Raw genomic sequence first — 12717 nt, 5'->3', positions numbered from 1 at the left:
GGACTGTCCAAGCACACGGTCGACGCCTATCTCCGACGCATCCGCGCCAAGCTCAACATCAACACCACCGCCGAGCTCACCCGCCTCGCGATCTCTCTGGGGCTGTGACGCCTGGGCCGCGCCCGCAGCACCCACATGAACCCGGCCAGACCGAGTGATCCACGCACCATGGCGTCGGTCCACACGGGGACGACACTGCCCCAGGTGTTCCACCCCAGACTCCACAGGAGGGGCAAGCTCAGTGCGCCGGCCATGACGACCGCGCTCCCGTACTTGACCGGCGTGGTGCGGCTTCTGCCCAGCCAGGCTCCCAGAAGACCGGCCGGGATCTGCACGATCACATGGAAGCTCGCGCAGACCAGTGGCACGGCGAAGAGGAGGACGAAGGGAGCATCCGCGGTGGGATCACCCGGCGCTGTCGCGTAGCCGGCGTCCAGCATCCAGAACGGCGGCACCAGGAACGTGAGCAGGAGTACGGCTCCGCTCAGATGCATGGCGCCAAGGTGCCGCAGGGCGGGATGTGAGGACCCGGCGCTTCGCCCGCCAGCCGTCGGACCGTCGGTTCTCTCGCCCATGTTCCCCGCCCCCAGTCGTATGCGGCCGCAGGTCATCGTAATCGGGCGGTGGCACGCGGAGTCAGCGCGCAATCGCGCTAGTGTGCGCACGTGACTCTTCAAGTCGTCTTAGGTTTTGGGCCCGCAGGTGCGGCCACTGCTCGACTGCTGGCCGAACGGGGGCATTCGGTAAGGGTCGTCACCAAGTCGGGCCGAAGCCCGGAACCAGGCATCGAGCACGTCGCGCTGGACGCGACGGACAGCGAACGGCTGATCGACACCGCGCGGGGCGCGGCCGCGATCTACCACTGCGCCGCACCGCCCTACCATCGCTGGGCGAATGAATGGCCACCGCTGTCCGCGTCGGCCTGTGCGGCGGCCGAGGCCACCGGGGCCGTCCTGGTCATGCTGGGCAACCTCTACGGCTACGGCCCGGTGGACGGTCCCATGACCGAGGAACTGCCGCTCGCGGCGACCGGCCCCAAGGGGCGGGTGCGCGCGGCCGCTTGGGAGCAGGCGCGGAAACTGCACGAGCAGGGCCGCATCAGGGCGGTCGAGGTGCGCGCCTCGGACTTCTTCGGGCCGGGCGTCACCGACGGCGGACACCTGGCCGCGCGGGTGATGCCGCGACTGCTCAGCGGCAGGTCGGTCGCCACGCTCGGCGACCCGGACGCCCCGCACAGCTGGACCTATCTCCCCGATGTGGCGAGGGCCCTGGTGGAGGTCGCGGACGAGGAACGGGCCTGGGGGCGGCCCTGGCACATTCCGACGGAGCCCGCGCTGTCCACCCGGGAGATGGTCGGCCGCCTTGCCGCCCAGTCGGGAACCGGCCCGGTCGCCGTGCACAGACTGCCGTCGGCCGTGCTGGGCGTCGCATCGCTCTTCTCCCCGCTGATCCGCGAACTGAAGGAGATCCGCTATCAGTTCGACCACCCGTTCCTGGTCGACTCCAGCGCCTACGAGACCGCGTTCGCGGTGCGCGCCACCCCTGTCGACGAGCAGATCAAGGCGACCGCCGACTGGTGGCGTGTGCGACTGGCCCCCACCGGGTGACGTCTGTGACAGGGATGGATTCCACAGTGGGTTCAGCGGGAGCGCGGCGGGACGACATCGCCATCGTCGGGATGGCCTGCCGGTTCCCGGGGGCGCCGAACGTGAACCGGTACTGGCGGCTCCTGACGGACCCGCGGGCACAGTTCTCCACCGTTCCCGACTCCCGGTGGCGCGCCGCCGCCTTCCTCGGTGACGACTTCCGCGACACCTCCTCGGCCTACACGGACACCATGGCGCTGCTGCCGGACGTGGGCCGGTTCGACGCGGTGCACTACGGCATCCCGCCACGGCGGGCCAGGGCGATGGATCCCCAGCACCGGCTGCTGATCGACCTCGCCCGTGAGGCTGTCCAGGACGCGGGATGGGAGACCGACGGCTTCGACCGCGAGGAGACCTCGGTGATCACGTCGCTCACCGAGAGCGGCTACCGCGAGATCAGCACCCTGCGGATCCGGATGCGTCAGCTGGCCGGCGGCGAGTTCGGGGCACCCGCGACCGATCCCCGGTTGCCGGAGACGGTCCGCGCGGTCGATGGGCTGCACGGCAGCTCCGTGGCCGGGCTCCTGCTCAACATGGGCCCCAACACGATCAGTTCGGTCTTCGATCTGCACGGCGAGAGCTACGCGCTGGACTCGGCGTGTTCCGGTGGCCTGATGGCCGTGGCCAACGCCGTGTTCGCGCTGCGCGCGGGCCGATGCCGCATCGCACTCGCGGGCGGAGCCCAACTGCTGCTCACCCCCGACCTGTTGGTGGGCCTGTGCCGGATCGGTGCCCTCTCGCGCAGCGGCAGGTGCCTGCCGTTCGGCGCGGAGGCCGATGGCTTCGTGCTGGGAGAGGGCGCCGGGATCCTGGTTCTGCGGCCCCTGGCCGACGCGCTGGCGGCCGGCGACCGGGTCTACGCGGTGATCCGGGGGGTGGGAACGGCCAATGACGGGACCGTGCAGGGCGGAATGCATCCCCAGGCGGCCGGTCAGCTGCGAGCGCTGCGCCGGGCCTACCGCGATGCGGGCCTGCCCCCTGACTCGGTGGACTATCTGGAGGCGCACGGCACCGGGACCACAGTCGGTGATCCCGTCGAGGTCGGTGTCCTGCGTGAGCTGCGCGGTGAGCGGGGTGCGCCCGCGTTCCTCGGCGCGGTGAAGGCGGTGGTCGGGCACTCCCTCAACGCCGCGGGACTGGCCGGACTCATCAAGACCGTGCTGGCCGTGCACCGGGGAGTGATACCGCCGCAGCCGGACTTCGACCTGTCCGACCGCTCCGCGCTGGACGCAGCACGGCTGACCGTCCCGACCACGCCGACCCCGTGGCCGGAGTCCGCCCGGCCACGCCGGGCGGGGGTGAGCGCCTTCGGCTTCGGCGGCACCGGCGTCCATGTGGTGGTGGAGCAGTGCACCACGGCACCGGCCCGCCCCGCACCGGACGGGGGACCGCACCTCCTGGTCCTCAACGCCCGCGACCGGACCGGGCTGGCCCGCCACGCCCGGGAACTGGCCGACACCCTCGCCGACGACCGGCCGTCGCTGGCCGGGGTGGCGGACACCCTGGCCCGCCGGGCTCCCCTCGGGGAGCGCCTTGCCGTGGTGGCACAGGACGCCGCTGACGCCGCCACCCAGCTGACAGCGGCGGCCGAGGCCGTGGCGGCGGGCCGCACCGGGGATCTCGGGCCGGGACAGGTGGCCGGTACGGTGCCCCCGGGTGAACTGCCTGAGGCCCCCGTCCCGGCGCCGGGCTCGCTGTCCGCCGAGGCCCGCACGGCCGTTCTGGCCCGGCTCGCACAGCGCGCGGTCACCGGCACGGGGCTTCGTCCGGTGACGGAACGCATACCCCCGTGCACTCTGCCACCGAGTCCGCTCGCCCCGCGCCGCCACTGGGTGGTGGACGAGTCGGCTCGCCGGCCGGTGCGGGCCGACGACGCGTTCACCGCACCCGGCACATCCACCGCGACAACCCCAGCCACGGCATTTAGCACACCCGCCGCGTCGAGCACATCCATCGTGCTCGAAGAGGTGTCGCGGGTCGGCGTCTTCCCCCTCGCCGACCTGAGCGAGCGCATGGTGCTGGTGAGCGATCTCGGCTTCGACTCCCTGATGCTGCAGGAGCTGCAGGTCGGCATCGCCAAGCGGATTCCGGACTTCCGTACGGAGGAGATGTTCTCGCCCGGCCTCACCATCGAGCGGCTGATCGCACTGGTCGATCCGGACCTCACGGAGCCACCGGACCCCGGTGAACTCCTGCCGCGGGAGACCCAGGAGACCCAGGAGACCCAGGAGACGCGGGCGGCGGACTGGGCGGCCGAGACGGCGAGCGTCGACCTCTTCCCCGAGGTGAGGCAGTTCGAGGAGCGCCTGAGCTCGATCGCCGGCAGCGGTGCGGACTTCCCGTACTTCCGGGTCCACGAGGGCAACATCCGCGACACGACCGTGATCGGCGGCCGGGAGTTCCTGTCCTTCGGCAGCTACAACTACCTGGGGCTCTCCGGCCACCCGGCGGTCAACGAGGCCGTGCACCAGGCGGTGGGCCGGTACGGGACCTCGGTCTCCGCGAGCCGGGTACTGTCCGGCGAACGGGACATGACCGTCCGGCTGGAGCGGGCGCTCGCCGACTTCCTCGGAGTCGAGGACTGCCTGGTGCTGGTCAGCGGCCACGCCACCAATGTCACCGCGATCGGGCACCTCGTCGGCGAGGGGGACCTAGTCCTGCACGACGCGCTCGCCCACGACAGCATTCTTCAGGGCTGCGCGCTGTCCGGAGCGGCGAGACGCCCGTTCGCCCACAACGACATGGGCCGCCTGGAGCACCTGCTGCGGCTCAACCGGTCCCGGTTCAGACGGATCCTGATCGCCGTCGAGGGCGCCTACAGCATGGACGGCGACCTCGTCGACCTGCCCGCCGTGATCGAGCTGAAGAGGCGTTACGGCGCCCTGCTGATGGTCGATGAGGCGCACAGCATCGGCACCGTCGGCGAACGCGGCCGGGGCGTGGGCGAGTTCTTCGGCGTCGACCGGTCCGACGTGGACCTGTGGATGGGCACCCTCTCCAAGGCCTTCGCCAGCTGCGGCGGCTACCTCGGCGGCTCGGCCCGGATGGTGCGGTGGCTGCGCCACACCCTGCCCGGCTTCGTCTACAGCGTCGGCCTGACCCCGCCCAACGCGGCGGCGGCGCTGGCCGCGACCGAACTGATCGTCGCGCAGCCGCACCGGGTACACAGGCTGCGGCGGAACGCGGAGCTCTTCCTCGGCCTGGCCACCGCGGCGGGCCTGGCGACGGGCTCCAGTGCCGGCACCCCGATCGTGCCGTGTCTGCTCGGCGACTCGGCGAGGACCCTACGCGTCGCGGACCGGCTCTTCGACCGGGGTGTCATCGCCGATCCGATCTTCCACCCCGCCGTGGAGGAGGGGCTCGCGAGGCTGCGGTTCTTCGTCACCAGCGAACACCGCGAGGACGACATCCGGCGGGCCGTGTCGGTCCTGGCGGAGGAGGTGGCATCCGCCGGGGACTGAGGGGCCATGTCAGATCAGGGTGCGTTCGATCCGGCTGAGCATGGCGCTCTTCCCGGAGTCCCTGGAGTCCCCGGCTTCCTCGGCCGCGGGCTCGCCCTGCCGTTCCCCGGCGCTGCCCACCCGTTGGGAGAGCAGATAGGCGATGATCTCGGCCTCCTGCTCCTGAACGTCGTCGTAGGTCGCGCGCAGGAGCATGTCGCGCACGAGGTCGGGATCGAGGTTGGGGAAGAGGAGGCGTGCGGCCGCCTCGTCCAGCCAACCCGCCCCGCGATGGCAGCAGATGATGTGGCCCAGCTCGTGCAAGATGATGTGCTCCTGATGCGCGCCGGTGGTGTTGGCGTCGTAGAAGATGAGGTCCTCGTCTCGGGCGGCGACCCACATGCCGCACGGATGCGAGGCCGGCATCTGCATCGGGACCAACGTGATCGGCCGGTCCCGGATCTCACCGAGGTACCGGCACAGTTCGGCCACGTCGGCCACCTTCGGCAGATCGAGCTCGGCGATCCGCCGCGCGCCGGCCTTCCGGAGTCTCTTGAGCTGGCTGCGGCGGTCCTGATCGGCGGACCGCCCCTTCCTCGCGCCTCTCACTCCTGGTCCGAGGGGTCGGTGACGGGCGGGAGACCCTGCATCTGCCGGTACTGGTCCATGATGGCCGTGATGGCCTGGAGGTTCTCCTTCTTCATCCCGGCCGCCCGCATCGCCACGGCGCGGACCCCCGACTGCCGCAACGCCTCTATGGCGGCGACCTCGCTCAGTACCGACTCGGCGACCTTGTCGTCGAAGAAGTAGGCGACCGACACGCCGAAGAAGCGGGCCAGGGCGGCCAGCAGGTCGGGGGAGGGGTTGGAGCGCTTGCCCGTCCGCAGCTGCGACAGGTACACCCCGCCGACCTTGAGCTCGGGACTGGCTCGCTTCAGCTCCTCCGCCACCTCGGCGTTGGTCCAGTGCCTGCCCTTGGGACGAACCGTCTTGAAGAGGTTGTCCAGACGCACTGCCAGCAGCGGCCGGTCGTCGGTCTCGGACATCGCGAATCCACCTCCCGTCACCTCCTCGGCATAGCCCTCGGCTATCCGGCAGTTTCACAGATTAGCGGTCAGTTGACAATTGACCGATCCTCCGCCAACGTTGGAGCTCGCCGATAGCTGGCAGCTAACTTGGCCTACGGGGGTAGCCGAGTCAGCCGCCGGTGATCTCGGACGGTTCCGGCTCTCGGGGGATGGGTCGGGGCCGGGTCGGGCGGGGCACACACGCCGGCCCGAGAGGGGAAAACGGGGGACGGGGAAACCCGCCCGGTCTGACGGGGGATGCAGACCGGGCGGGAGCTCTCAACCCGCGTCGCCGAGTTTACTGTAGGCGGACGCGACTTTGGTGAGCCAGGCGATCTCCGCCGTGAAGTTGTCCGTATCGCGGTCTTCGAAGTCGGCGGCGTCCTTGTTGTCGTCCGGGACGGTGCCGGTGCGCTTGGCGTGCAGCGCCTGCCTGATCCGCGCCGCTTCGGCGAACGCCTGCCGGGACTCCGCGCTCGCTCCCGGGCCCGGCCCGCCGACGCCGCCCGCGGTGCGGTCGATGTAGGGGCGCAGGTCACGCCACCCGTCCCGTATCTCGACGACCCGCCGGTGCAGACGGTAGTCGAGATCGGAGACCGAAGCCCCGGGCGGCTCCAGGACGATGTCCGGGGAGGCCTCGTACAGGTCCCGCCAGAGCGGGTAAAGGGCCCGGTACGACCGGTAACTGTGGGCCCAGTCGAGCAGTTTGGCGGCTGACGCCCCCCAGGAGGGCAGGGTCAGGCTGAGCGAGAGCGTGACGATGCCCAGCGCGCTGAAGACATTGGCGGCGACCTGCCACACGCCGATGTCGATCCCGCCCGCGGCGGTGAGGATGTTGACCGTCCTGGCCAGGCAGTACAGGAAGAGGATCACCGCGGCGACGGACAGCAGCCGCAGGGCCTGCCGCAGCGAGGCCTTGTCGGTCATCCGGGCGTAGGGGCCGCACTGGCGGAAGATGGTGACGCACGGAACCGCCTGGGAGACGATGAAGGCCAGGAGGTAGGTGAGGACCAGCGGCTGACCGCTGCCGGTGTTGAAGTCCGACGCCGGCCGGCCGGGCCCGTCGGCGATGAAGAACAGGGCGATCAGCAGGGCGTCGAGGACGATTCCGGTGATCACCCAGTAGCGGCTCTTGCGTGCCGCCTCGTCGTCGGCGGTCGCCCAGCGCAGCAGGATGATCTGCGCGCTGACGCAGAAGGTGACCGCCGACACGTGCATCACCAGGATGGCGAGGTTGCCGACGCCCAGGAAGCTCCCGCCTCCCATGGCGACGGCACCCATCGTGAAGGTGAGGCACTGGAGCAGCAGAGTGATCACCAGTGCGCGGTAGGCGTTGTCCCGCCAGCTGCGCCGAACTTGGCACAGCCGGTAGGCGAGCGCGGCGTACGACGAGAGCGCCGCGATGGCGAAGCAGAGGGTTCTGGTGGTGTTCACGGCCCGATTTCCTGCGGGAGCGGCGCGCGCGGCGGCGGACGGTTCAGTCGGTGTTCTCGCCCGCGGGGACCACGAGCCCGATGCTTTCGGCGGCCACGGCGATGGCGAAGTCGAAGAACGCGGACTCGTCCCGCACGCTGTCGTGCGTGCGGCTGAAGACCTGGAACACCAGGAGCCCGATCAGATTGCTCCACAGCACGATGCCGCGCTCGATGATGTCCGAGAATGGAGCCTCGGGAGTGCCGCCGAAGAGCGCCACGGCCTCCGGCAGGAGCAGCGGCGGCCCGGGAACCGTCCGCCGGGGCGGGGTGAGTTCACCGGCTTCGAGCGCCGAACGCACGATGCCGGCCAGCACCGCGGGAGTGCGCGAGGCGGGCGGGATCGTGTCCTGCGGGGCGTGGTAGCCGGGCACGGGCGAGCCGTAGATCAGGGTGAACTCCGCGGGGTTGTCGAAGGACCACCGCCGCAGCGCGCGCGTCACCGCGAGGAGCCGCGCGCCCGCGGACGCCCCGGTGTCCCTGGCGGCCTGGTCCGCCTGCTCCATCGCGGCGCCGGAGGCGTTGTAGGCGTCGATGACCAGCGCGGTCAGCAGCTCGTCCCGCTGCGGGAAGACGGCTTCCACGTCGGCGACGGCGAGGCCGCCCTCGCGGGCGACGGTGTCCGGGGACAGCCCCCCGGCGCCCACCTTCACCAGCAGTTGACGTGCGGTGGCCTTGATGACCTCCGGGAAGCTGACGTTGTCCTCGGCCGAGCCTGTTGCGGAAACCATGGTCGAACCGTACCTGCCAGCGACAACGGCCATAAGCGCGATCATCCGCGCCCCCCGGTCATGCGCTGTGATCCGGCCACCCGGCTTCACCGTGCGGGCCCCGGCGGCCGGAGGAGAATGGATGGGGGTGACCTTCCGTCGTCGCCAGGCAATCCCCTGACCGGAATGGTCCGTATATACAGGTATGCAGGGTTTTGGGCTGCCCGTAGGTCGTCTTCCGGACGAGGCTCTGCTGTCCGGGCTGGCCACCGGTGACCCGGAACTCGCGGTCACCTTCGTACGGCGGTTCCAGCACACGGTCTTCGGTGTCGCCGTCGCTGTCCTCGGCGATCCGCAGCTCGCCGAGGACATCGCCCAGCAGACGTTCGAGCGCGCGTGGCGGCACGCGCAGATCTACGACTCCCGCCGCGGTTCGGTGATGACCTGGCTGACCACCATCGCGCACAACCTCGCCATCGACGCCGTCCGCTCGCGGCGGACGGAGCCCGTGGCGCTCGAGGATCTCGACGCGCTCCTCGGTGTCGTGACCGAGACGCCCGAGCAGTTCGCCCTCGCGGACGAGGCGTCGTCCCGACTGCGGGCCGCCGTGGCACGACTGCCGCGCGAACAGGGCCGTGCCCTGGTCATGGCGGGCATCTACGGAATGACGGCTCAGCAGATCGCGGACTGGGAGCACATCCCGCTGGGCACGGCCAAGACGCGGATCAGGGCGGGAATGGGGAAACTGCGCTCCACGCTCACGTCTCCGAAGCGAGGCGACGATGTCCAATGACGTGACCTGCGAAAAGCTGCTGGAGATCGGTGGCGAGCTGGCTCTGGGCGTGCTCCCCGGCCGGGAACGCGCCGAGGCTGTCGCGCATCTGGACCGGTGCGCGGACTGCCGGGAGTACGTCGGGCAGCTGACCCTCGTCGGCGACGGGCTGGTCGGACTGTTGCCGGGCAGCGAGCCACCGGTCGGGTTCGAGACCCGGGTGGCACGGTCGCTGGCCCAGGCCGCGGCGGCGCACGAGGGCCGCCGGCCCGTGCGCGGGCAGGACCGCGTGCGCAAGGGGCTGCGCCGGCGGGTGCGGCTGCGGGTCGCCTCCGCCGCCGCCGTCTGCGCGCTCGCCTGCGGGTTCGGTGGCTGGGCCGTGGGCACGGTCATCGAGAACGCGAGCGCCCCCTCGCGGTCCGCCGAGGCCGCCACGGGAGTGATGCACGGCGATCTGACGACCGTCGGCCCCCAGGGCAGGCCGGCCGGCAAGGTCTTCGCCCACCCCGGATCGCCGGGCTGGGTGTACGTGTCCATCGACCTCGACGACGCCGGGGTCACGTACAGCGGGAAGGTCACCTGCCTGCTGGAGCGCACGGACGGCACGACCGTACGCATGGGCACCTTCGCACTGCACGACGGCTACGGCTCCTGGGAGATCCCGATCCCGGTGGAGCCGTCCACGCTCGCCGGCGCTCGCCTGACCTCCACCGACGGCACCGTCCTCGCCACCGGGGACTTCGCGGCGGCGGCGGCCTAGACCGTCCGGCCCCGGCGCGCCCCCGCGCGGGACCGTCATGCCGAGGGCACCTGGCGCCGTTGCCACGGCAGAGCCGCGTCGAGGGCGGCGGCGAGTTCACGGACGCCGGGCCGGGCCGCCGGATCGGGCCGCAGGCAGCCGTCGATGGCCGTGGCGAGGCCCCGCGGCAGGCGTCGCCGGGACCCGATCGGCCGGGCACGTTCTTCCAGCTGCGGATACCAGTCGTCCGGGCCGGTGGTGTCGTCACCGGTGTCGTCCTCCGTCTCCGATTCGTCCACGGTCTCACCGCAGTCGAACGGCAGGCCGCCGACGGCGACCTCGTACAACGTGACACCGATGCCCCATACGTCGGTAGCGGCCGTCAGCGGCCCCCCGCACGCCTGCTCGGGGGCGAGATAGCAGAAGGTTCCGGTGCCCGCGGGAGCGATGCCGGGCGGCCGGGCGAGGCTGAGGTCGAGCACCTTGGCGTGCCCGCAGTCGACCACGACGTTGGACGGCTTGAGGTCCAGGTGCAGCAGGCCCTGACCGTGGAGGTAGTGCGTCGCGGAACACAGGTGCACGCCGAGGAGGGCCACGTCCTCGGCGGCGGGCCGGCGCTTCAATCGGTGGATGAGGTGGGACAGCGTCTCGCCGGTCAGGGTTTCCAGCACGACGAGCGGCTCGGGGGAGGCGAAGGTCTCGTACGCACGGACCAGGTGCGGGTGGGTGAAGGCGCGAAGCCAGCGGCCTTCACGCAGCAGCCGGTCGCGCAGTCGTCGCTCGTGGCGCCGGTCGGGACGTACGGCCTTCAGGACGCACCGGCAGTCCCGCTCCTCGCTCCAGGCGTCGTACAGGTCCAGCCAGCCGGTCCGGGCCAGGTGGGCCAGGACCTCGTAGCCCGGCACGGGTTTCGTCCCCGGCACCAGGGGTGGCGGCGGTGCGGTGGCGCGGCTCATGACCGGACCCTTCCCGGGGGCGGGGCGGCGGTGAAAGCGCCGTGGTCCGCCACCGCGTTCAGGCGGTGCAGCCGGGCGTAGGTCCCGCCGAGCGCCAGCAGGTCGTCGTGGGTGCCCTGCTCGACGACCCGGCCCTGGTCGAGCACCACGATGCGGGTGGCGTCGCGCACGGTGAGCAGGTTGTGCGAGATGACGATGGTGGTCCGCCCGGCCATCAGCCGGCGCAGCGGTTCCATGATCCGCCGGCCCGACTGGGCGTCCAGCCCGGCGGTCGGTTCGTCGAGCAGGAGCACGGGGGCGTCCCTGATCATCGCCCGGGCTATCGCGAGGCGCTGGCGCTGCCCACCGGACAGCGTCCGGCCACGCTGGCCCACCACGGTGTCGTAGCCCTCCGGAAGCAGCCGGATGAACGCGTCGGCGTCGGCGGCGCGGGCCGCGGCGACGATGTCCTCCTGCGTCGCCTCCGGGCGGCCGTAGGCGATGTTCTCCCGTACGGTGCCGTGGAAGACCAGTGTCTCCTGCAGTACCACCGCGACGCTCTCCCGCACCTCGGACAGCCGCAGGTCCCTCAGGTCGGTTCCGTCGACCCGGACGACCCCCCGGTCCGGGTCGTAGAAGCGCAGCTGCAGCTTCGCGACGGTGGACTTGCCGGCGCCGCTCGCCCCGACCAGGGCCACTGTCTCGCCGGGCGCCGCTCGGAACGACACGCCCGCGAGCGCCCACCGGGTCGTGCCCGGATAGCGGAAGGAGACGCCCGCGAACTCCACGTCGCCGCGGGCCCGACCGAGCCGCCGGGCTCCGGGGGCCTCGACGACCTGGGGGCGCTGGTCGAGCAACTCGATGATCCGCTCGGCGGCGGCGGACGCCGCGTAGAACGTCGTACTGAGATGGGACAGATCACGGATCGGACCGTAGAGCTTGCCGATCAGCGCGAGGAAGACCAGCAGCCCGCCGAGCGTCAGCCGGCCCTGCGCCAGCTGCCAGGTGCCCAGCGCCATCACGGCCAGCGCGCCGCCCACCTCGATGACCTCGACGATCGGCCCGTAGACGGCACGGATCCGAGCCGAGGTCATCGCCGCCCGGAACTTGCCCGCGCTCTCGCGCTGGAACCGGCGCTCCTCCCAGCCCTGCCGGTTGTACGCCTGCACCAGGGCGACATTGCCCAGCGACTCCTCGGCGATCGCGCTGAGCGAGCCGCTGCGGCGCCTGCGCTCCCTCGAGGCTTCCTTGATCAGCCGCGAGAAGTGGCGGGCCGCGCCCCAGAACAGCGGCACGATGACGAGTGCGAGGAGGGTCAGATCCCATCGCAGATAGAACAGCAGACCGAGGAAGACGCCCACCTCGACCACGTAGTAGAGGGCGTTCGCCACGCCCGAGAGCAGAAACGTCTCGACCGCGTCGACATCGCCCGTGACCCGCGACAGCACGTCGCCCAGCCGCCGTCGTTCGAAGAATCCGAGGGAGAGGCCCTGCACATGCCGGAACACATCCGCCCGCAAGGCCAGCAGGAATCGCTCGCTGACCCAGGTGGACGTCACGTCGTCGGCGAAGCCCAGCAGGCCGGAGGCGAAGACGAGCCCCAGGTAGGCGAGCGCGATCCACAGAAAGGGGCTCAGATCGCGGGGGACGAGCACATCGTCCACCGCGATCTTGAAAAGCCAGATCTCGGCCCCGTCCAGCACGGGCCCGATCAGGCTGAAGCAGAGGATCACGACCAGCCAGCGCCGGCCACCGCGCGTATAGGGCCAAAAACGCCGGAAGACCCCGCGCAGCGGCACCGGTGGCGCGGCGGCGACGACGGCGTCGGGATCCTCACCCACCGACAGCAGACGCCGCAGAACATGCCGCGGGACACGCACCATGGCAGGCGTTCCTCGAAGGTCACGGGCTCGGCGGACCGGAGCGTGCGCGCCCC

10 protein-coding genes are annotated in these 12717 nt (G+C 71.3%); 4 read left to right on the top strand and 6 right to left on the bottom strand.

What is annotated here, in order from left to right:
- Positions 1-665: 665 nt before the first annotated feature.
- Positions 666-1607, top strand: coding sequence for an NAD-dependent epimerase/dehydratase family protein (locus ACZ7L0_RS18970; protein WP_471243596.1), 942 nt, complete (start codon positions 666-668; stop codon positions 1605-1607).
- 14 nt (positions 1608-1621) lie between these two features.
- Complete coding sequence (locus ACZ7L0_RS18965; protein ID WP_471243595.1) at positions 1622-5107, top strand: aminotransferase class I/II-fold pyridoxal phosphate-dependent enzyme; 3486 nt, start codon at positions 1622-1624, stop codon at positions 5105-5107.
- 9 nt (positions 5108-5116) lie between these two features.
- Here the strand turns inward: ACZ7L0_RS18965 and ACZ7L0_RS18960 are convergent, their stop codons facing one another.
- The 4 genes from ACZ7L0_RS18960 to ACZ7L0_RS18945 all read right to left on the bottom strand — a co-directional run bounded on the left by ACZ7L0_RS18960 (position 5117) and on the right by ACZ7L0_RS18945 (position 8356).
- Positions 5117-5695: a toxin gene (locus tag ACZ7L0_RS18960; RefSeq protein WP_471243594.1), complete on the bottom strand. Its 579-nt coding sequence runs from the start codon at positions 5693-5695 to the stop codon at positions 5117-5119.
- The gene (locus ACZ7L0_RS18955; RefSeq protein WP_471243593.1) at positions 5692-6132 is read right to left on the bottom strand and encodes a helix-turn-helix domain-containing protein; all 441 of its coding nucleotides are present in this window, start codon (positions 6130-6132) and stop codon (positions 5692-5694) included. The genes ACZ7L0_RS18960 and ACZ7L0_RS18955 overlap by 4 nt, the downstream gene beginning before the upstream one ends.
- Positions 6133-6432: 300 nt before the next feature.
- Positions 6433-7587 carry an MAB_1171c family putative transporter gene (locus ACZ7L0_RS18950; RefSeq protein ID WP_471243592.1) on the bottom strand — a complete coding sequence of 385 codons (1155 nt, stop codon included), beginning with the start codon at positions 7585-7587 and terminating at the stop codon, positions 6433-6435.
- 43 nt (positions 7588-7630) lie between these two features.
- Positions 7631-8356: a TetR-like C-terminal domain-containing protein gene (locus tag ACZ7L0_RS18945; RefSeq protein ID WP_471243591.1), complete on the bottom strand. Its 726-nt coding sequence runs from the start codon at positions 8354-8356 to the stop codon at positions 7631-7633.
- 184 nt (positions 8357-8540) lie between these two features.
- Between ACZ7L0_RS18945 and ACZ7L0_RS18940 the strand changes: the two genes are divergently transcribed.
- Positions 8541-9128, top strand: a complete 588-nt coding sequence (locus ACZ7L0_RS18940) for an RNA polymerase sigma factor (protein WP_471243590.1) — start codon at positions 8541-8543, stop codon at positions 9126-9128.
- The gene (locus tag ACZ7L0_RS18935; protein ID WP_471243589.1) at positions 9118-9867 is read left to right on the top strand and encodes a hypothetical protein; all 750 of its coding nucleotides are present in this window, start codon (positions 9118-9120) and stop codon (positions 9865-9867) included. The genes ACZ7L0_RS18940 and ACZ7L0_RS18935 overlap by 11 nt, the downstream gene beginning before the upstream one ends.
- A 35-nt stretch (positions 9868-9902) precedes the next feature.
- On the opposite strand, the gene ACZ7L0_RS18930 is transcribed toward ACZ7L0_RS18935, so the two are convergent.
- Entirely contained in the window at positions 9903-10802 is a 900-nt protein-coding gene (locus tag ACZ7L0_RS18930) for a serine/threonine-protein kinase (RefSeq protein WP_471243588.1), read from the bottom strand.
- Positions 10799-12664: an ABC transporter ATP-binding protein gene (locus ACZ7L0_RS18925; protein ID WP_471243587.1), complete on the bottom strand. Its 1866-nt coding sequence runs from the start codon at positions 12662-12664 to the stop codon at positions 10799-10801. Before ACZ7L0_RS18925 ends, ACZ7L0_RS18930 begins: the two co-directional genes overlap by 4 nt.
- Positions 12665-12717: the final 53 nt, after the last annotated feature.

It is taken from the genome of Streptomyces sp. NPDC039424, assembly GCF_055639495.1.
The sequence above is the reverse complement of the archived record's forward strand: the minus strand, read 5'-3'. Positions and strand labels throughout refer to the sequence as shown.